At 71.8% G+C, this 21,892-nt stretch carries 9 protein-coding genes; 8 read left to right on the top strand and 1 reads right to left on the bottom strand.

The features are described 5' to 3' along the window. The 6 genes from G3I71_RS39965 to G3I71_RS39940 all read left to right on the top strand — a co-directional run. The coding region (locus G3I71_RS39965; protein WP_164322931.1) for an SDR family NAD(P)-dependent oxidoreductase at positions 1 to 3,961 on the top strand (3,961 nt) is incomplete at its 5' end. Between the two features lie 364 nt (positions 3,962 to 4,325). Beyond that, positions 4,326 to 7,022, top strand: coding sequence for a LuxR family transcriptional regulator (locus tag G3I71_RS39960; RefSeq protein ID WP_164322929.1), 2,697 nt, complete (start codon positions 4,326 to 4,328; stop codon positions 7,020 to 7,022). Between the two features lie 107 nt (positions 7,023 to 7,129). After that, positions 7,130 to 7,339: a DUF5988 family protein gene (locus G3I71_RS39955; RefSeq protein WP_164322927.1), complete on the top strand. Its 210-nt coding sequence runs from the start codon at positions 7,130 to 7,132 to the stop codon at positions 7,337 to 7,339. 122 nt (positions 7,340 to 7,461) lie between these two features. Then, positions 7,462 to 8,829, top strand: a complete 1,368-nt coding sequence (gene ccrA / locus G3I71_RS39950; protein ID WP_164322925.1) for a crotonyl-CoA carboxylase/reductase — start codon at positions 7,462 to 7,464, stop codon at positions 8,827 to 8,829. Next, positions 8,826 to 9,818 carry a 3-oxoacyl-ACP synthase III family protein gene (locus tag G3I71_RS39945; RefSeq protein ID WP_164322923.1) on the top strand — a complete coding sequence of 331 codons (993 nt, stop codon included), beginning with the start codon at positions 8,826 to 8,828 and terminating at the stop codon, positions 9,816 to 9,818. The genes ccrA and G3I71_RS39945 overlap by 4 nt, the downstream gene beginning before the upstream one ends. A 48-nt stretch (positions 9,819 to 9,866) precedes the next feature. After that, positions 9,867 to 11,090, top strand: a complete 1,224-nt coding sequence (locus G3I71_RS39940; protein ID WP_164322921.1) for a cytochrome P450 — start codon at positions 9,867 to 9,869, stop codon at positions 11,088 to 11,090. A gap of 85 nt (positions 11,091 to 11,175) precedes the next feature. Here G3I71_RS39940 and G3I71_RS39935 read toward each other — a convergent pair whose 3' ends face one another. Continuing rightward, on the bottom strand, positions 11,176 to 12,387 hold the full coding sequence (locus G3I71_RS39935; protein WP_164322919.1) for a cytochrome P450: 1,212 nt from the start codon (positions 12,385 to 12,387) through the stop codon (positions 11,176 to 11,178). A 217-nt stretch (positions 12,388 to 12,604) separates the two neighbouring features. Between G3I71_RS39935 and G3I71_RS39930 the strand changes: the two genes are divergently transcribed. Both G3I71_RS39930 and G3I71_RS39925 read left to right on the top strand, forming a co-directional pair. Beyond that, entirely contained in the window at positions 12,605 to 13,138 is a 534-nt protein-coding gene (locus tag G3I71_RS39930) for an NlmOI (RefSeq protein ID WP_164322917.1), read from the top strand. Between the two features lie 64 nt (positions 13,139 to 13,202). Further along, positions 13,203 to 21,887, top strand: coding sequence for a type I polyketide synthase (locus G3I71_RS39925; RefSeq protein WP_164322915.1), 8,685 nt, complete (start codon positions 13,203 to 13,205; stop codon positions 21,885 to 21,887). The last annotated feature ends 5 nt before the right edge of the window (positions 21,888 to 21,892 follow it).

The raw sequence follows: 21,892 nt of genomic DNA, 5'->3' as shown, positions 1-21,892 counted from the left end.
GCTGTTGCTGTCGTTGGGTGAGGCGTATGTGCATGGTGTGCCGGTCGACTGGGCGGAGTGGTTCGCGGGGGGCGGTGCCAGGCGTGTCGATCTGCCGACCTACGCCTTCCAACACCACCACTACTGGACGGAGATGCCCGGGCCGAGGCTCGGTGACGCGGTCCTCGCGGGGCTCGGCCGTGCCGAACATCCCCTGCTCGGTGCTGCCGTGGAACTGGCCGACGGCGACCGTACGGTGTTCACCGGCCGGTTGTCGCTGAAGGGCCAGCCCTGGACCGCCGACCATGCGGTGTTCGGCACCCCGCTGTTGCCGGGCACCGCGTTCGTGGAGCTGGCCCTGTGGGTGGGGGAGCGGCTGGAAACTCCCCGGGTTGACGAACTGGTCCTGGAGTCCCCGCTGTTGTTGTCCGACACCGCTCCCGTGCGCCTCCAGGTCGTGGTGGACGATACCGACGAGCAAGGCCGGCGGACCGTGCGCTTCTTCTCACGTGCGGAACAGTCGGACGACGCCGAGTGGATGCGCCACGCCACCGCCGTGCTCGGTGGCACCCCTCAGCCGGAGTTCGACCTGGGGGCGTGGCCGCCGGTCGGCGCCGAACCGGTCGAACTGGACGGCGCCTACGAGAAGATGGCGGCCACCGGATTCGGTTACGGCCCCGCTTTCCGTGGACTGCGTGCAGCGTGGCGGCGCGGGGACGAGGTGTTCACCGAGGTCGAGATGGATCCCGGCAGCGGAGCCCACGGCGACGGCTTCATGGCGCATCCCGCGCTGCTGGACGCGGCTCTGCACGGTGCGGGACTGCTGCCGGGTACACAGGACGGAGGCGTGCGGCTGCCGTTCTCCTGGTCCGGTGTCACGGCCTATGCGACCGGTGCGACCTCGCTGCGGGTGCGACTCTCCACGACCGGTGACGGAGGGCTGTCCCTGCACGCGGTGGACGCCATCGGCTCGCCTGTTGTCGCCGTCGAACAGCTCGTCCTCCGGCCGGTGTCCGCCGACCAGTTGGCCTCGCCGAGCGCCGCGGCCCCGGACGCACTGCTGCGCGTCGACTGGCCGGAGCTGCCGGTCCCCACTCCGGTCCCCGGCACCTATGTGTGGCTCGACCCGGAGGCCGCCGGTGACCGGCCCGGCTTCGGCACGCCCGCCGAACTGGACGCGTGGCTCGGCGCGGGCAACCCGGTTCCCGGCGCCGCCGTCGCCTGCTGTCCCGTCCTCGCGGACAACGACGGCACGTCGGCCGAGGCCGCCGAACGAGCCGTGATCTGGGGGCTGGAGCTGGTGCGGAACTGGGCGGCCGGTACGCGGCTCGCGGACTTGCCACTGGTGGTCGTCACCCGGGGTGCGGCGCCGGTGCCCGGCACTCCGGCCGACGCGACGGGGACGGCCCATGCGGCGCTGGTCGGTCTGCTGCGCTCGGCCCAGGCCGAGGACCCCGGGCGACTGGTCCTCGTCGACGTCGGGGCCGACGACGCGTCGGCAGCCCCAGCTGTGCTCGATCAGGCAGTGCTCGACCTGGCACTCGCCGCCGCGGAACCCGAAGTCGCGGTGCGCGACGGCAAGGTGTACGGCCGGCGGCTAGGCAGGGCCGCCGTAGGACCCGATGTGCTGGCCGAACCGGCCGGCTGTGACCAGTGGCGGCTCGATGTGACCGAGCCCGGATCGTTCGGCAACCTCGCGCTCGTCCCTGACGCCGAGGCCACCGGCGTACTCGCCGCGGGCCAGGTGCGCGTCGCCGTACGGGCCGCCGGACTCAACTTCCGCGACACCCTCATCGCGCTCGGCATGTACCCGGACCGGGCCCGACTCGGCAGCGAGGGATGCGGGGTGGTCATGGAAGTAGGGCCCGGTGTCGAGTGGCCCGCGCCCGGTGACCGGGTCATGGGTACGTTCGACACCCCCTTCGCGCCCCGCTCGGTGGCCGACGCCCGGCTGCTCGCACCGGTGCCCGACGACTGGACCGACGTCCAGGGCGCGTCGGCCACCGTAGCCTTCCTGACCGCGTACCACGGGCTGGCCGATCTCGGCGGACTGTGCGCGGGACAGCGGGTCCTGATCCATGCCGGAGCGGGCGGGGTCGGTTCCGCCGCCGTGCAACTCGCCCGCAGGCTGGGCGCGGAGGTGTTCGCGACCGCGTCCCGGCCCAAGTGGGCGGCACTGAGGGCGGCCGGTCTGGATGACGCGCACATCGCGGACTCGCGCACCCTGGACTTCCACGACGCCTTCCTCGACGCCACCGGCGGTCGCGGCATGGACGTCGTACTGAACTGTCTGGCCGGCGAGTTCACCGACGCCTCGCTGCGTCTGACCGCGCGCGGCGGCCGATTCGTCGAGATGGGCAAGACCGACCTGCGGGACCCCGGGCGGCTCGCCGCCGATCATCCCGGCGTCGCCTACCGGCCGTTCGACCTGGCCGACCCCGGTCCGGAGCGGATCCAGGAGATCCTGCGCCAGCTGGGGACCCTGTTCGTCGAGGGCGCACTCACCCCGCCCCCGGCCACCACCTGGGACATCTACCATGCCCCGGAGGCGTTCCGGGCGCTCGCCCGGGCGACACTCGTCGGCAAGGCCGTCCTCACCCTGCCGCCCGCGGGATTCGCACCGGGCGAGACCGTGCTCATCACTGGCGGCACCGGCACCCTGGGTGCTCTCGTGGCCCGTCACCTCGTGGAACGGCACGGAGCCCGCCACCTGATCCTCCTGTCCCGCACCGGCCCGGAATCATCCGGAGCCGGTGCGCTGCGCGTCGAACTCGCCACCGCGGGTGCCGACGTCGAGGTCGTGGCCGGCGACATCGGAGATCCCGATGCGCCGGCCCGGCTGCACAAGGCCGTGACAGCTCTGGGACGACGGCTGGTCGGCGTCGTCCACTGTGCGGGGACCACCGACGACGGCGCGATCGGCTCCCTGACCCCGGACCGGCTCACCGCCGTACTCCGGCCCAAGGCGCACGGCGTACTGAACCTGCACCGGCTCACCGAACTCCACCCGCACGTGCGGCAGTTCCTGCTGTTCTCGTCGGCCGCCGCGACCCTCGGCTCGCCGGGGCAGGCCAACTACGCGGCTGCCAACGCCTACCTTGACGCCTTCACCCACCGGCGCCGTGCGCTGGGCCTGCCCGCGATGTCCGTCGGGTGGGGACTGTGGGAGGAGACCAGCGGCCTGACGGCCGGTCTTGCAGCCGCCGACCACCGGCGGCTGCGAGCCGGCGGATTCCGGGCTCTGCCGACCGGCGAGGCACTCGAACTCCTCGACGCGACGCTGCTCGGCAGAGTGGCAGGCCCCGCGGTGGTGGCGGCGCCGTTCGAGCTCCCGGCCCTGCGGGCCCTGCACGCGCGTGAACCGCTGCCTCCCGTCCTGCACGGCCTTCTCGGCGCGGTCGGCACTCGTACCCGGCGCCGGGCCGCCCAGGAGACACATGAACCAGGGGCTGTGCTGCGTCGGCGTCTGGCCGGGCTGCCCGCGGACCGGCGCAGGTCCGTGCTGCTCAGCCTGGTCCGCAACCAGGTCGCCGCCGTGCTCGGACACACGGCCCCGGGGCTGGTGGACACGGAACGGTCGTTCCGCGAGATGGGGTTCGACTCGCTGACCGCGGTCGAACTGCGCAACCGGCTGAACACCGCGACGGGACTGCGTTTTCCCGCCACTTTGGTCTTCGACCATCCGCGGCTGGACGCGCTTGCCGAGCATGTGGGCACTGTGCTCCTGCCGACCGCCGACCAGACCGCCGGAGCCGCGGAGGGCAGTGGACGGGAGGCGGAGATCCGCAGTCTGATCCTGTCCGTTCCACTGGCCAGACTGCGCGAGAACGGTCTGTTGGACCAACTGTTGGCACTCGCGGAGGGTGCGGTCGCGCCGGCGGGCCCGGTGGAAGCGGCGGGCGGTCAGCAGGGTGAGATCGGCGACATGGACGCCGCGGAGCTGGTGGAAATGGCCAGAAGTCTTTCCACTGAGTGGAAATAGATGACGCATAGTCATTCACCCTGCTGAACGGCAAAATGATTTCAACTTGCCATGACGATTTACTAACGGAATGTTCCCTTCCGTAGGGGCGTTCCGTTGGCTATGTTGTTTGCGAGGTGCCGCTTACGAGCTCCAGCAGGGCGCCTTGTAGGGGTGTGCCAGCCGGACGGAGGGTATCGCGGTGGATGCGGTATCGAGCGGTCCGTCAACTGGAACGGGCCTCTAGCGGAGATCGGTTCGCGACGGCTGTGAACGTATCACGTTACTCCGATTGGTCTGGACGTTGTCTGCGGCATTTCCGAGGCAATCCCGCAGAACCCGCAGAACTCCCAGTACAAGGCGGGATGTGATTAGGGTTACAGATATGCTGCTTTCCGGGCAGGACGAGAAACTGCGCCACCTGGAGTCACTGCTCGACGAGTGTGTGCGGGGCAGAGCGATGACCGTGACGCTGGAAGGTGGAGCGGGCTGCGGGAAGAGTGACCTCATGGAGGGCTTCGCGCAGTACGCCACAGAATCGGGGGCGATCGTTCTCGGCACCCACGACGCCGGTCGGCCCCGCGGATCCCGGGCCGACGACACGGCTCTCAGCCCCTCTGCGGGATTCCAGGAGTCCAGTGACCGGCTCGCCGCCCTGGCCGCGCGGTCCCCCGTGGTCGTCTGCGTCGACGACCCGCAGGGTTGTGAGGAGCCGACATGGCGTTGGATCCTGGAAGCCACCCGACGTCGGCTGCGCAACAGCCCCGTCATGCTGGTCTTCACCCTTCTGCCGTTCGGCGGCTCCAGCGGCCTGGACCTCCACTGCGACCTGCTGCGCCAGACCAACCTCCACCGGATCAGGCTGCGTCCGCTGGAGCGCGCGCAGACCGCCAGACTGTGGGAGGAGCTGAACGGCGGGCCGCCCGGCGCCGCCCAGGCCGAGGCGCTGCACACGGCGAGCGGCGGTAACCCGCTGCTCGTACGGGCCCTGGCCGAGGAGATGGGCATGCACGGCCACATCGCGCGGCCGGACACCTGGCCGTGCCCGGGCGGCCTGTTCGCCCAGGCGTCCCTGGACTGCGTGCGGGCCAGCGGGCCACTGGCGACCTCCGTGGCCGTCGGTATGGCCGCGCTGCGCGAATTCTCCAGCCCCGAGAGCCTGGCCGCCGTGCTGCGCCTCGACCCCGCGGAGATCACCCGCGGGGGGTACCTGCTGCAAGCGGCCGGTCTCGTCGCGTCCTGGCGGCTGCGCCACCCGGTGATCGAGTCGACGGTGCTGGAACACCCGGAATTCGGCCGACGCGACGAGATCCTGCTCCGCGTGGCGGAGTTCCTGCGCGAGCGCGGGGCCGGCGCCCGCGCGACAGCCCGCTATCTGCTGGAGTTCGGCGGGGTGACCGAGTCCTGGCAGACGGCCACCCTCCAACGGGCCGCGGACGAGGCCCTGGACATCGACGACGCGCAGTTCGCCGATGCCTGCCTCGAACTCGCCCACGAGGCCTCGACCGACTGCTGGGAACGGGCCCGCCTGGTGCTCAAGCGCTCAGTCGTGATGATGCGGACCGACCCCTGGCGGGCCGAACAGCACTATCTGGAACAGATGGCCCGGACGGAGTGCGTGTGCGGGGCCGAACATTGCGAGGCGCAGACAGTCCTGAAGGCACGGCTGCTGCTCGGGTGCGGGCGGCTGGAAGAGGGCATGGCGCTGCTATACGCCCAGGCCCGGCCCGCGGACGCCCCACTCGGCGGGCCGCATTCCGGCCCGTTCTACGAGGACTGGCACTGGCTTCTCTGCGACACCGCGGGTACGGCGGCCGCCTGGATGCCGGCCGAGGGTGCCGTATCGGGCGAGACGGACGGCGGCGGGGTCGCGGGGCGTACATGTGCCCCCGGGTTTGACTTCTGCCCCGGTCCGTTTCGCGTGGGGATACGCGATGTGCGGGAGATCGACGACCAGCTCAGGTCGTTGAGGCTCGGTGACAGCACCATCGCGCTGATCTTGCCTGAGCTGCGGAACCTGATGACCGTCGGCCGGCCCGACCTGGCGGACGAGTGGTGCGCCCACTTCGTGCGTCAGGCCGCCGAGCGTGGCGTCGAGGGATGGCGCCGGCTGCTGAGCGCGCTGCGGGCCGAGATCGCGCTCGCGCTGGGCAGCCTGACGGATGCGGAGACCTGGGCCCAGGAGGCCGTCGAGCTGGGTGGGGAGGTGCCGGCCTACCGGCTGTGCGGGGGACCGCTCGCCATCCTCGTGACCGTGTGCACCGCGACCGGGCGGTACGAGGAGGCGGCCCGGCTGCTCGGCCGGCCGCTCCCCGAGTCCTTCCTCCGCTCGGTCCACGGGCTGGCCTATCTGAGGGCCCGCGGTCACCTCCTGCTGACCGTCGGCAGGCCGCACCTCGCCCTGTCGGACTTCCTGGCGGTGGGCCGCCGCGACGAGCGCTGGGACCTGCCCTCCGGTGTGCGCCCGCCATGGCAGATCGATGCGGCGGAGGCCTGGCTGCGGCTCGGTAACCACCACGAGGCGGAACAACTGCTCACCGCGTACGGTGCCGACACCGACCGGTCCTCGGACTCCGGGTCGTGGCTGCGGGTGCGCGCCCAGCTCGCCGAGCCCCACGAGCGGCCAGGGCTGCTCACCCGGTCCGCCGAGCAACTCCAGGTGTCGGGCAACGTGTGGGAGCTGACCAGAGTCCTCGCCGACCTTGCCGAGGCCTACCAGGATCTCGGCCAGTCGGCCCGCGCGGACCTCACACTGCGCAAGGCCCGACAACTCGCGGACGAGTACGGGGCGAGCCCTCTGCGCGAGCGGATCGTGTCCCTGGAGCTCGGCGGCAGGCCGACCCGGCGGTCCGTGCACGGCGCCCTGCGCAGGCCGGACCCGGCGGCGAAACTCAGCGAGTCGGAACGCCGGGTGGCAGTGCTCGCGGCCCAGGGGCTGACGAACCGGGAAATTTCTGCTGAACTCTTTATTACCGTCAGTACGGTCGAGCAGCATCTCACCCGGGTCTACAAGAAACTCGACATCACCTCGCGGCAGGAACTTCCGCTGCAAATCGAGCTGGGACTGCCTGAATCGGCGTGACCCCTGTCTCTTCCAGCCCGAAGGAATTCCGGGTCCGATAGGGGTGGTTCACGTGCGCGACACCTGTCAGATTCGTTCGTGCATCCACGATTACCGGAGGTCTGGACATGGAGAACTACAAGGCGCTGCTCTGTGACGGCCCGGCGCACCTTCCCCAGGAGGAACGCATACAGTTCGCGACCTCGCTGACGGAGAAGATCAAGCACCGATTCGGCGCGGGATACGAGCACTTCGTCCACGACGGGGAATTCACTGTGATCGAGGGCGAGCAGGTCGCGGTCTTCCGCTGGACGACCCGGACCGCCATCGCCGAATGAGCGCGCCGCGCTCCGCACGGAACAGCCGGACAGGGGACCTCCCCGATTCTGAGGGGTGGCGTTAGGGGGCGGGGCCTCGCCTAGCGTCATCGACATCAACAGCCGTACGAGGAAAGGCCGTCATGGGTTCGGTGACTGATGCGGTGCTGGCGGGCGCAAGTCCGCAGGACCTTGAACGTGCGGTTCTGCCGGAGGAGTTCACGGCAGCCCATCTGAGGGTCGAGGACGTGGACGTCTTCCGGGACGTGGTCGACAAGGATGTACGCAAGACGCTGCGCGTCGGGCCCGTGCCGATGCCTGAGCCTGCCCCCGACGAGGTCCTGATCGCCGTCATGGCCAGTTCGATCAACTACAACACCGTCTGGTCCGCCATCTTCGAACCCCTGTCGACCTTCAGGTTCCTGGCCGCCTACGGGAAGCAGGGCCCCTGGGCGGCCCGTCACGATCAGCCTTACCACGTCCTGGGCTCGGACGCGGCCGGAGTCATCGTCCGGGTCGGCTCGGCGGTCCGGCGCTGGCGCGTCGGCGACCACGTCCTCGTGAACGCCGCCTGCGTCGACGAGCAGGAGGCCATCACCCAGTCCGACGGCATGCTCGGCGAACACCAGCTCGCCTGGGGCTACGAGACCAACTTCGGCGGCCTCGCCCACTACTGCCTTGCCCGGGCCAGTCAGCTCATCCCCAAGCCCGCCCACCTCACCTGGGAGGAGGCCGCGTGCGTGCCCGCGTGCGCCGGCACCTCGTACCGGATGCTCGTCTCGGACCGGGGCGCCCGGATGAAGCAGGGCGACGTGGTGCTGATCTGGGGCGCCACGGGCGGCGTCGGCGCGTACGCCGTGCAGTTCGTGAAGAACGGCGGCGGCATCCCGGTCGGCGTGGTCGGTTCCCCGGAGAAGGCGGCGGCGCTGCGGGCCCTGGGCTGCGACATCGTGATCGACCGCTCGGAGCTCGGCATCGGCGAGTCGGAGGGCGACGACTTCGAGCAGGCCATCGCCGACGGCAAACGGCTGGGCGCGGTCATCCGCCGGGAGACCGGAGAGGACCCGCACATCGTCTTCGAACACGTCGGCCAGGCCACCTTCGGCCTCTCCGTCTTCCTGGCCCGCCGCGGCGGCACGGTCATCACCTGCGGCTCCAGCACCGGATACCGGCACCAGTACGACAACCGCTATCTCTGGATGAAGCTGAAGCGGGTCATCGGCAGCCATGTGGCCAACCTCCACGAACAGTGGGAATGCGCCCGGCTGTTCGGCCAGGGCCGCATCATGCCGGCACTGTCGTCGCTGTTCCCGCTGCACGAGGTCGGCGAGGCCACCCGGCTGGTGCAGCGAAACGAACACATAGGCAAGGTCGGTGTCCTCTGCCTGGCCCCGGAACCGGGCCTCGGTGTCACCGACCCCGCACTGCGGTCCCGCATCGGCGCCGAGCGGCTCAACCCGCTGCGGCCCTTCGCCGCCGACGTGCCCGGCGCCCTGGCGGTGACGCGATGACGCCCCGCATAGGCATCCTCGGCACCGGCTCCTATCTCCCCAAGGAGGAGATCACCAACGAGGAGATCGCCCGCCGCGTCCCCGGCATCACCGCCGAGTGGATCGGCCGCCGCACACTGATCACCGGACGCCGGTACGCCGCACCGGACGAGGCCACCTCCGACCTGGCCCGGCACGCCGCCACCGCCGCCCTCGACGACGCGGGTGTCACGGCCGACCGTATCGACCACCTCATCGTCGCCACCTCCACCGGTGACGCACCCCTGCCACCCACCTCCTCCCTGGTGCAGAGCGCGCTCGGCGCCCATCGCGCGGCCTGCTTCGACATCAACATCGCCTGCGCCGGCTTCGTCTACGCCCTCGACATCGCCCGCGCCCTGGTCGCCCTGCGTCCCGGCTCCCTCGCCCTGGTCATCGGCGCAGACCTGTACTCACGGTTCCTCGACTACAGCGACCGGGGCACCGCCGTCCTCCTCGGAGATGCCGCCGGCGCCGCCGTGGTGGGCGCCGTGCCCGAGCCGTACGGCATTCTCGACGTCGAACTCGTCGGCCGGGGCGACGTCCACGAACTGATCTGGATCGAGGGCGGTGGCAGCCGCGTCCCGGCCTCCGCCGAGACCGTCGCGAACGGCGGTCACTATCTGCGGATGATCGGACGCGGTGTCGCCGACTTCGTCATGGCGAACGTCCCCCCGATGATCACCCCCCTGCTGGAGCGCACCGGAACGACCCTCGACGAGGTGGCGCACTTCGTGCCGCACCAGGCCAACGGAGTACTCCTCGGCGAACTGGTCGAACGCTGCGGCCTCACCGGCGCCCGCACCCACACCCCGCTCGTCAAGTACGGGAACATGGGCGCCGCTTCCGTCCCCGTGGCCCTGGACGAGGCCGCCAGGGCGGGTCTGCTGGCCGATGGCGAACTGCTGTTGCTCGCCGGGTTCGGTGCGGGCATGGCGGCCGGACTCTGCCTGCTGCGCTGGTCGGCCTGACGGCTCCTCAATCGTCCTCCCCGCCCTCGCCACCGAAGGAACACACCTGTGCCAGACACCCACGCCCTCGCGGGCGACGCCTTTCCCGTCCTGAGGAAATGTCCCTATCTGCCGCCCGAGGAATACCGTGCCCTGCGCGACGCGGGCGCGCCCGTGGCCGCACGTCTCTACCACGGAAGGCGCGTCTGGGTCGTCACCCAGTACGAACAGGCTCGTGCCGTCCTGCATGACAACCGGTTCAGCTCCGACATCACCCATCCCGGATATCCGATATACGCGGAGGCCCTCGAAGGGTTCCGGGGCTTTCCCCTGCTGAACACCCTGGACCCGCCGGAACACACGGCACAGCGGAAGGCCGTCGTCGGCGAGTTCACGCTCCGCCGAGCGGAAGCCCTGCGGCCGGCGATGCAGAAAAAGGCCGACGAACTCGTCGACGTGATGATCGCCGACGGAAACACCGCGGATCTGGTGGCCGCATTCGCCGAGCCGCTCGCGGGCACCATCACCTGCTGGGCCCTCGGGATGGAATACGCCGACCTGAAGGCCTGGCTCGTCGACAGTCGCGAAGTGCGGGAAAAGGCCTCCGGTTCGGCCGTCGACACCGGTCAGGTCGGCCAGGAGATCGCCCATCAGATCGTCGCTCTCCAGCAGTACTTCGAGAAGTTCGTCGACGGCAAGCTGCAAAAGCCCGGTGACGATCCCGTCAGTCGTGTCATTGAGAAATATGTAAGGACCGGCGCCCTCACAAAGGAGGAGTTGGTCAAGATGTGCTTCGTCATATTCGTTGCCGGACAGTCACCAGTGAAGGCAATGATCACCATTGGACTTCTGCGCCTGTTGGAACGCCCCGGTGAACTCGCCGCCGTCCAGGAGAATCCTCAGCTGCTCCCCTCCGCCGTGGGGGAGCTGACGCGGCTCGTGAGTCCGCTCGACCTGATGCCCAGGGTCGCCATGGAGGACGTCGAGGTCGGCGGACAGCTCATCCGCGCGGGCGAGGGAGTCGTCGTCTCCGGCGCCGCCGCCAACCGCGACCCCGCCGAGTACCCTGAGCCCGACCGCCTCGACCTGACCCGCGAGGCCCGGGGCCACCTGGCCTTCGGCTCCGGCAGTCACCACTGCCTGGGTTCCGGTCTCACCAAGGTCGGCCTCCAGGTCGCCTATGGCACCATCCTGAGCCGCCTGCCCGGTCTCCGGCTCACCGAGTCCGCCCAGGACGTGTACGAACACCCTTCCTGGCACCCGGAGCTCGGCCGTATGCCCGTCACCTGGTGACATCCCGCCCCGCCCGGCACGAACGGTCCGTACGCCAGCGGCGTACGGACCGTTCGTATGAAGCACACGGGTGCGGAACCCGCTGTCAGGCACCCACCTCGACGTCGAGCCGGCGCGGACCGACCACGTTCTTCGGGTGGTGGTACGCCACCGCGTCGTCCCCCGAGGCCACCCGCAGCTCCGGGAACCGGTCCAGCAGCAGGTTGAGGACGATCCGTGCCTCCAGGCGGGCCAGCGGAGCCCCCATGCAGAAGTGCAGCCCCTGGCCGAAGCCGAGGTGGCGGCCCTGGTCCCGGTGCAGGTCGAAGGTGTCCGGGGCGTCGAACCGCTCGGGATCCCGGTTGGCCGACACCGTCCACAGGGTGAGCACCTGCCCGGCGGGGATCTTCTCGCCGCCCAGCTCCGACTCCCGGGTCGTCATCCGCACCAGCCGCGAGAAGGCGGGGCGCAGCCGCACCGCCTCCTCGATCGCCGCCGGCACCAGCGAGCGGTCCCGCCGTACCTCGGCGAGGGCCGCGGGGTTCTCGTCCAGGCACAGCACCGTGCTGCCCAGCACTGCCGTGGTGGTGATGTGACCAGCCATCAGCAGGGTGCCGGCGAAGCCGATGATCTCGTCGTCGTCGAGCTGCCCGTCCTCGGTGCTCGCGGTCGCCAGCCGACTGATCAGGTCGTCCTGCGGCTCGGCGCGGCGGCGGCCGACGTACTCCAGCATGTAGGCCCGCATCTCCCGGGCGGTCTCCACGAAGGCGAGCACGTTCTCCTCGCTCGGCAGCGCGCTCTCGCCGCCGCCGTTGGCCGAGATGAAGGCCAGCGCCCACTTCTCGAACAGCGGCCGGTCCGACACCGGGATGCCGAGCAGCTCCGCGATCACGAACACCGGCAGGGGGTGGGTGACGGCCTCCACCAGGTCGAACCGGTCCCGCCCCGCCACCTCGTCAAGCAGACCGGCGGCCAGCTCGGTGATACGCGGCTCCAGTCCGGCCACGAGCCGGGGAGTGAACGCCCTGCTGACCAGCGACCGCAGCCTGCGGTGCATCGGGGGGTCCATGCCGACCACGTTCCCCTTCGCCATCCACGCGGTGTCCGGATGTGTCGGGATGACGGCCGACATGTCATTCGAATAGGTCGCCGTGTCCGACAGCACCCGGGAGACATCGGCATGACGGAAAACGTGCCACAGGCCCGGAAAGGCGTCGGGAAGCACCGGACTTTCCTGCCGGTGTCTCGTCAGCCAGGCGACCAGGGACGGAAAGTCGTCCTGTGTCTCAGGTATCGGTGACTGCTGTTCGGTCGTCATCGTCTCGCTCCTTCTGGAGGGATCCGGACGGTGCGCCGGTCCCGTCGGCGGGAGCCTAATGGCGCTTCCGTACGGTCAAACACCCCTACCCGGGCCTCACCGCCCCCGAACAATTGGCAGGTACCCCTAACCGGCCCGTACGGGCTTGTGCGTGGCCGTGCCGGTTCCATAACTTCGCTTCGGCAGGGAAAGCCGTCCCCATCTTCCGGAGTTGGCCATGAGTGCGCAGCCCATACAGTCCTCCGACGAGGAATTGCGGGACTCCGTTCCCGCCGACAGCGGCGAAGTCGTTTTTCCGACCCAGGGCGAAGTGGCCGAGGAAATGCGACAGCTCGACTTCCTGCTCGGTGACTTCCGCGTCGAATACACGAACCTGACGACGGAGAAGGTCACTACGGGCGAGGCGAAATCCTCCACCCGGCCGGTGGCCGGCGGCCGGTTCTACGAGATGACCCAGTACGTCCCGGTGCCCGGCATCATCGCCACCTGGCTCATCGGCTGGAGCGCGGTGGACGCCTCCTTCGCCTGCTTCTACTACGACGACTGGGGCCACCACGGCACCTTCACCAGTCCCGGCTGGACGTCCGACGGCCACTTCCGTATCTCCGGTGAGAGCGCCGTCTTCGGCGGGCGCCACTCCTTCGTCGATGACTTCACGGTGGTCGACGCCGACCACTTCGTGAAGCACGGCTTCATCGCCGTGGGCGACGACCTGATCGCCGGGGACCGCATGCACTGCTACCGGATCTGAACAGCCGACGGCACGGGCCTTCCCGTCCGTCCCCGTACGTTCTCGACCAGGTGGAGGGAAGCGGATGCCGGCTCAGTCCGAGGCGATCGCCGTCGTCGGCATGGCGTGCCGCCTGCCGGGCGCGGGCAACCCGGCGGAGTTCGCCGCGCTGCTCGCCCGCGGTGGCAACGCCGTGGCCGAGGTGCCGAACGAACGCCGTGGCGTCGTTCCGGAGCTGCCGGGGGTCCCCGCACGGGGCGGCTTCCTGAGTGACGTGGACCGGTTCGACGCCGCGTTCTTCGGGGTCTCCCCGCGCGAGGCCGCCGCCCTGGACCCGCAGCAGCGGCTGCTCCTCGAACTCGGCTGGGAGGCACTGGAACACGCCGGCACCGTCCCCGCCACGCTCGGCGGCAGCCGCACCGGTGTCTTCGTGGGCGCGCTCGCCGACGACTGGGCGAGACTTGTCCAGGAGCACGGCCCAGACGGCGTCACCCCCCACACCTTCACCGGAGTGCAGCGCTCCCTGCTCGCCAACCGTGTCTCGTACACCCTGGGTCTGCGCGGCCCGAGCCTCACGGTCGACACCGGCCAGTCCTCCTCGCTGGTCGCGGTCCATCTGGCCGTCGAGAGCCTGCGCAGGGGCGAGTGCACGGTTGCACTCGCGGGCGGCGTCAACCTGGTGCTGTCCCCCGACAGCACCCTCGCCGTGGCCCACCTCGGTGCGCTCTCCCCGGACGGCCGCTGCCACACCTTCGACGCCCGAGCCAACGGCTACGTACGCGGTGAGGGCGGCGGCCTGGTCGTCCTGAAGCCGCTCGCGGCGGCCCTGGCCGCCGGGGACCGCGTCCACTGTCTGATCCGGGGCAGCGCGGTCAACAACGACGGTGGCGGCAGCGGCCTCACCGCCCCCGACCCCGAGGCGCAGCGGGAGGCCGTCCTCCTCGCGTGCGCCCGGGCGGACACGGACCCGGCCGAGGTCCAGTACGTCGAGCTGCACGGCACCGGCACACCCGAGGGAGACCCGGTCGAGGCCGCCGCGCTCGGCGCCGCCCTGGGGGCCGCCCGCCCTGAGGGACAGCCTCTGCGGGTCGGGTCGGTCAAGACCAACATCGGTCACCTGGAGGGCGCCGCCGGGATCGCCGGCCTCATCAAGACCGCCCTGTGCCTGCGCGACGCGCGACTGGTGCCCACCCTCCACCACGAGATTCCCAACCCCCGCATCCCGCTGGCCGACCTCGGACTGACCGTCCAGCGCACGACCGAGCCTTGGCCGGCCGGCCCTGGACCCCGGGTCGCGGGCGTCAGTGCCTTCGGCCTCGGCGGCACCAACTGCCATGTCGTGCTGTCGTCCTGGGAAGCGGACCCGGCGCCGGACACCACCGATGACGACGCGTCCACAGCCGGGGCCCCGGAGCCCGACCGCGTCCCCTGGGTGCTGTCCGCCCGTACCCCGCAGGCCCTGGCCGACCAGGCACGGTCGCTGCTGGAAGCCGACCTCGACGCCTCCCCGGCCGACATCGGACACGCCCTGCTGTCCACACGGACCGTCTTCCCCCACCGAGCGGTGGTCCTCGGCGGCGACCACCCCGCCCGGCTGCGAGCCCTCTCGGCGCTCGCCCGGGGCGAGTCCACGCCCGACGTCGTCACCGCCCGGGCCCCTGACACGTCCCCCGCCGGGCCCGGCCCCGTCTTCGTGTTTCCCGGCCAGGGCTCCCAGTGGGCCGGTATGGCGAGTGAACTCCTGGACACGCAGCCGGCGTTCGCCGCCCGTTGGGCCGCGTGCGAACGGGCCCTCGCGGCGTGTGTCGACTGGTCGCCGACCGATGTCGTGCGGCAGGTCCCCGGCGCACCGGACCTCGACCGGGTCGACGTGCTCCAGCCCGTGCTGTGGGCCGTCATGGTCAGCCTCGCCGAGGTGTGGCGCGCCCACGGAGTACAGCCGGCGGCAGTCGTCGGCCACTCGCAGGGCGAGGTCGCGGCGGCCTGTGTGGCAGGCGCGCTCTCCCTGGAGGACGGCGCCCGGATCTCCGTACGCCGGGCCGAGCTGATCGGGTGCCGGCTCTCCGGGCACGGCGGGATGGTGGCCGTACCCGAGTCCGAGGAGGCGGTCCGGGCCCGGCTGGCGGTCCTGGACGGCAGGCTCGAACTCGCCGTCGTCAACGGCCCCTGTGCCGTGGTGGTGGCCGGCCCGTCCGACGCGCTGGAGGAACTGCTCGCGTCGTGCGCCGCCGACGACGTACGGGCACGGCGCGTCGCCGTCGACTACGCCTCCCACTCATCCTGCGTCGAGACCATTCGCGACGAACTCCTCGACGTCCTCGCAGACGTCACCCCGCGCCCCGCCCGGGTCCCCTTCCACTCCACCGTCGTACGGGACGGGACGGACCCCGTGCTGGACGGCGCCTACTGGTACCGCAACCTCCGGGAGACGGTCGCCTTCGCACCCGCCGTCACCGCGCTGGCACAGGCCGGGCACCGCGTCTTCATCGAGATCAGCCCGCACCCCGTGCTCACCGCCGCCCTGGCCGCCGCGGCCGAACTGGCGGGCACCGCACCGGTGGTGGTGCCGACCCTGCGCCGCAACCACGGCGGCCCCGCCCAGTTGGCGTCCGCCCTGGCGCAGGCGTTCGTCCACGGTACGGAGGTCGACTGGACGCCCGCCTTCGCCGGCCACCAGCCCGCCTCCCGCGCCGAGTTGCCCACCTACCCCTTCCAACGCCTGCGCCACTGGCTGGCCCCCGTCACCGGGAGCGGGACGCGGCCCCTCGCCCGCACCCTGCCCGCCGTGCCGCCCGAGCCCCCGGCCGAAGCGGCACTGCCGACGCCGTCCGCTCCCGCCACCCTGGCCGAACTGCTGGACCTCGTACGGGCCGAGGCGGCCGTGGTACTCGGGCACCAGGACACGGCTGCCGTCGCACCAGGGCTGACCTTCAAGGATCTCGGCGTCGACTCGCACCTCGCCCTCGAACTGCGCAACCGGCTGAGCACGGCGACGGGCAGACGGCTGCCCACCACCCTGCTGTTCGAACACCCCACGCCCACCGACCTGGCCCGCCACCTGAGCGAGGGAGCTGCCTCCGGGCCCGTGGCCCCGTCCTGGCCGGCGACCGTCCGGGCCGCCGTCGACGAGCCGATCGCGGTCGTCGGTATGGCCTGCCGCCTGCCCGGGGGCATCGACACCCCGGAGGAGCTGTGGCAGGCCGTCCTGGACGGGACCGACGCGATCTCCGCGTCGCCTGCCGACCGGGGGTGGGACGAAGAGGGCCATCCGGGCGGCTTCCTCACCGGGGCCGCCGACTTCGACGCTGATCTCTTCGGCATCGCACCGCGCGAGGCACTGGCGATGGACCCCCAGCAGCGGCTCCTTCTGGAAACCGCGTGGGAGGCGGTGGAACGGGCCGGCGTCGCCCCCTCGGCGCTGCGCGGCACCCGCACGGGCGTCTACGTCGGCGCCATGTCGCAGGAGTACGGCCCCCGCATGCACGAGGCCCCCGAGGAACTGCGCGGACACCTGCTCACCGGCAACACCGCCGGAGTGCTCTCCGGGCGCCTCTCCTACGTCTTCGGCTGCGAAGGTCCGGCCGTCACGGTGGACACGGCCTGCTCGTCCTCACTGGTCGCCCTCCACCTCGCCGCCGAGTCGCTGCGGCGCGGGGAGTGCACGCTGGCGCTCGCCGCGGGCGTGGCGGTGATGGCGACGCCCGGTCTGTTCACCGAGTTCTCACGGCAGGACGGACTGTCCGCCGACGGCCGGTGCAGGGCGTTCGCCGCCGGGGCGGACGGCACGGGATGGTCCGAGGGCGTGGGCGTCCTGGTGGTGGAGCGGCTGTCGGACGCGTGCAGGAACGGTCACCGGGTGCTGGCGGTGGTGCGGGGTTCGGCGGTGAACCAGGACGGCGCCTCGAACGGCCTGACCGCGCCGAACGGGCTGGCGCAGCAGCGCGTGATCCGGGACGCGCTGGCGAATGCCGGATTGACCGCCGCCGACGTGGACGCCGTGGAGGCGCACGGCACGGGGACCCGGCTCGGCGACCCGATCGAGGCGCACGCCCTGCTGGCAACATACGGGCAGGACCGCGAACAGCCCCTTTATCTCGGGTCGTTGAAGTCGAACATCGGCCATGCCCAGGCCGCGGCCGGCGTCGCGGGCGTCGTCAAGACGGTGCTGGCGATGCGGCACGGCGTGCTGCCCAGGACCCTGCACGTGGATGAGCCGTCGCCGCACGTGGACTGGTCGTCCGGTGCGGTGGAGCTGCTGACGCGGGAGCGGGCGTGGCCGGAGACGGGGCGTCCGCGCCGGGCGGGTGTGTCGTCCTTCGGGATCAGCGGCACCAACGCCCATGTGATCCTCGAACAGGCGCCCAAGGACGCGAAGTTGATCCTCCCAGCGCCCGTCGGCGCCGACGCGACGCCCGCCCTGCCGGTACCGCTGGTCCTCACGGCCGCGACCGAGGAAGCGCTGCCGGCCCAGGCCCGCCGACTGCGCGGTCGACTGGCCGCGAGCCCGGAGCACGCCGTGCTGGCCGGGATCGGCCGCACGCTGGCCGTCACCCGGAGCGCACTGCCGCACCGGGCCGCCGTGGTGGCCGCGGACCGCGACGAGGCGCTGGCCGGCCTCGACGCCCTGGGCGCCGGGACCGAGACGCCCACGGCGTTCCGGGGCCTCGCCCGGACGGGACGCACCGCGTTCCTCTTCACCGGCCAGGGCAGCCAACGGCCGCGCATGGGAATGGAGTTGTACGCCGCTCAGCCCGCTTTCCGAAACGCCCTGGACGACATCGCCGTACACCTCGACGAGCACCTGGCGCACCCCCTGCTGAAGCTGCTGGCCGACGAGTCCGGACTCCTCGACCGCACCGGGTACGCCCAACCCGCCCTGTTCGCCCTCGAAGTGGCCCTGTTCCGGATGCTGGAGCACTGGGGGATCGTCCCCGACCACCTGCTGGGCCATTCCGTCGGAGGGCTCGCGGCAGCCCACGCGGCCGGCGTCCTGTCGCTGCCCGACGCCTGCGCGCTCGTCGCCGCACGCGGCCGACTGATGCAGGCCCTTCCCGCGACCGGAGCCATGGCTGCCGTCGAGGCCACCGAGGAGGAGATCCTTCCCGGCCTCACCGGACGCGAACACCAGGTCGCTCTCGCTGCCGTCAACGGGCCTTCGGCGGTGGTGGTCTCCGGGGACACCGACGCGGTGCGCCGGATCGCACACGACTGGGCGGAAAGAGGCCGCCGGACCCGCCTACTCCGGGTCTCCCACGCCTTCCACTCGCCCCACATGGACGCGATGCTCGCCGAGTTCGAGGAAGTCGCCCGTTCCGTCACCTACCACCCGCCAATCCTCTCCGTGATCAGCGACCTCACCGGAGAGGCGGCGACCGGCGACGAACTGTGCTCGCCCGGCTACTGGGTGCGCCATGTCCGCCGCACCGTCCGCTTCCACGACGGCGTACGCCGACTGCGCGCCCTGGGCGTGATCCGGTACGTCGAGCTGGGACCCGACGGAGTGCTGTCCGCGACGGTCCAGGAGTCCCTGGAGTCCCTCGCCGAGGAGACGGGCGAGCAGACCCGGACCCCACCGCTGATCCTGCCGGTGCTGCGCCGGGACCACCCCGAGACGGCGAGTGCCGCCGCCGTGCCCGCCCGGCTGCACCTCACCGGTCACACCCCCGACTGGGACTCGGTGTTCGCCGCACACCCGTGCGCGCCCCCCGATGCCCTGCCCACGTACGCCTTCCGGCGCCGCCGCTACTGGATCGCCCCCGGCGCGGCCCGCCCCACGGCTGCGCCCGGCACGACCGCGCTCGACCACCCGGTGCTCACCTCCGCCGTCACCCTCGCCGACACCGGGCACACCCTCCTCAGCGGCCGGATCTCCGCGGTCACCCACCCCTGGCTCGCCGACCGCACCGTGCACGGCACGGCGCTCGTGCCGGACGCCGTCCTGCTGGACCTGGCCGTCACGGCGGCGCGGGAGACCGGCGCCGGACAGGTGCTCGAACTCCGGCCGGTCGTACCGCTCGTGGTGCCGGCGACGGGTGTGATCGAGGTGCAGGTCGTGGCCGGGTCCGGCGACGACGGCCGCCGCCCGGTGTCCGTGCACACACGGCCCGAGGGCGGTGCCGTCGACTGGACCCGGAACGCCGAGGGCATGCTCGCGCCCGCCCCGCCGTCGGCCGTGGCCATCGGCGACCCGGAGCAGCCGTGGCCGCCGGCGGACGCCGAACCGGTCGAGGAGCGGCTGATCGCCGGGCACCACGACCAGGTCACCGAGTACGGGCCCGCGTTCGGCGGACCGCGCGGGGTGTGGCGGCGCGGTGCCGAGATCTGGGCCGAACTCGCGTCGCCCGAGGCGGACGGCACCGAACCCGGCGACTTCGCTCTGCACCCGGGACTGCTGGAAAGCGCGCTGCACGCCCTGCGGCGCGCCCGGCCGGACGCCGCCGAGACCTGGCTCACGGCCGAGTTCGGCCGCGTCATCGTGTCCGGTTTCGCGACCGGTGGCCCGCTGCGGGCCAGGATCACCCCCGGCGACGGCGACAGCGTCGGCGTTCGGATCACCGACTCCACGGGTCGTCCCGTGGCGACCGTCGGAGCACTCACCCCACGGCCGCGGCCGTCCCTCACCGGCGTGACCGAACGGGGTCCGTACGAGGGGAACGCCCCCTTCGAGCTGGCCTGGCGGCCCGTGGAACCGGCACCCGCCGCACCGGGCCTGCGCTGGGCGGTACTCGGCGACTCGGCACTCGTGCCCGCCGAGGTCCTGCCCGACGCCGAACGCCATCCGGACCTGACCTCACTGCTCGCCCACGGCACGGCGCCCGACGTAGTGGTGCTCGGCTGCGACGCGGACCCGGAAGCCGTGCGGACGGCGGACGAGACGCAGACAGCGAATGCCGGCCGGCCGGGCGGCGACGGCACGGCTGGGTCCCGAACGGGGATGCCGGAGGCGCCGGACGTCGCAGCCGCCGCACGCCGAGCCGCGCACCGGGCCGTTCTCCTGGCCAGGACCTGGCTCGCCGATGACCGGCTCGCCGACACCAGGCTGATCATCGTCACCCGAAGGGCGATCGCGGTCGGCGAAGGGCTCTGTAACCCCGAACAGGCGCCCGTCTGGGGCCTGTTCCGATCCGCCCAGACCGAACACCCCGGCCGCTTCCTGCTCGTCGACCTGGACGCCACCCCGGCATCGGCAGCCGCCCTGCCCGCAGCCCCGGCCTGCGGCGAGCCCCAACTCGCCGTGCGGGACGGCCGACTGTACGCACCGCGCCTCGTATGCCCGGCGCCGTCGGCCGATGCACGGCGGTCCGGGTGGAGCGGCGCCGCAGGTCCGGAGAGGGCCTTCGACCCGGACGGCACCGTGCTGGTCACCGGTGGCACCGGCGCTCTCGGGCGGCTGGTCGCCGGACATCTCGTCGCCCGGCACGGGGTCCGGCACCTGTTGCTGGTCAGCCGCCGCGGCCTCGACAGCCCGGGGGCCCGGGAAACGCTCGCCGAGCTCACGGCGAATCCAGGGGTACGGGTCACCGTCGCCGCCTGCGACGTGGCGGATCGCGCCGCGCTGGCCGCCGTACTCGCGGGCGTTCGCGCGGAGCATCCGCTGACGGCGGTCGTCCACACCGCCGGAGTCGTCCAGGACGCTGTGGTCGAGGCCATCGGTGCGGACGACCTCGACCGGGTACTGCGGCCCAAGATCGATGCCGCCTGGAACCTGCACGAACTGACCGCCACCGCCGACCTGTCCGCCTTCGTCTTGTTCTCCTCCGTATCCGGTGTCAACGGGGCCGCCGGGCAAGGAAGTTACGCGGCGGGCAACACCTTCCTCGACACACTGGCCCAACTGCGCAGGGCCCGAGGGCTGCCCGCCCTGTCGCTCGCCTGGGGCCCCTGGGCCCCGACCGGAGGCATGACCGCCGGGCTCACCGGGACCGACCTGCGGCGGCTGCGTGACACAGGGCTGCTGCCCCTCGACGCGGAGCACGGCCTGGCGCTCTTCGACACCGCCCTGCGACGGCCGGGACCCGCGCTGCGGCTGCCGCTCGCGCTGAGCCTGCCGGTAGTACGCCGCGTCGCACACGAGGGCCGGGCCCCCTTGCTCCACCGCGAACTGGCCGGCTCCGCCTGGCGCGACGCCGCCGCGACGCGAACCGAAGCAACGACAACCGGCGACCCCGGCGCCGGGGCAAGCACGCTCGACCAACTCCTCACCGGCCGGACCGCGCGGGAGCAGGAGGATCTGCTGCTCGAACAGGTCCGCGCCCACGCCTCCGCCGTGCTGGGCCACCGCGACGGCAGGCGGGTCGAACCGGCCCGCACCTTCAAGGAACTGGGGTTCGACTCACTGATGGCGGTCGAGCTGCGCAACCGGCTGAGTACGGCGGGCGGTGTGCGCATGCCCGCCGGGTTGCTGTTCAACCAGCCCACCCCGCTGGCAGTCGCCCGCTACCTGCGCACCCGGATCGGTCCGCCGGACGTGCCCGCGCCCGGGACCATCGACGAGGAGATCGGCCACCTGGAGGAACTGGTGGCGAGCACGACTGCCGGGCGGTCGGATCTGGACCGTACGGCGGAGCGACTGCGGCTCCTGCTCGCCCGATGCGAGGAGCGGTACACGGCCACGGACGTCACCGTCCACGGCGCCGCGGACGCGTCCGCGGCCGGAGAACCCGCCGAGAGCGACGGCGTACGGGCGGCACTCCGGACGGCGAGCGTCGACGAGATCTTCTCCTTCATCGACCAGGAATTCGGCACCGGCCGGGAAGAGTTCGGGGAGTGACGGGA

Origin of the sequence: Streptomyces sp. SID12501 (assembly GCF_010550245.1) — a bacterium.
GTDB lineage: Bacteria > Actinomycetota > Actinomycetes > Streptomycetales > Streptomycetaceae > Streptomyces.
Note: the sequence above shows the minus strand (reverse complement) of the source record. Positions and strands in the feature narration are given on the sequence as shown.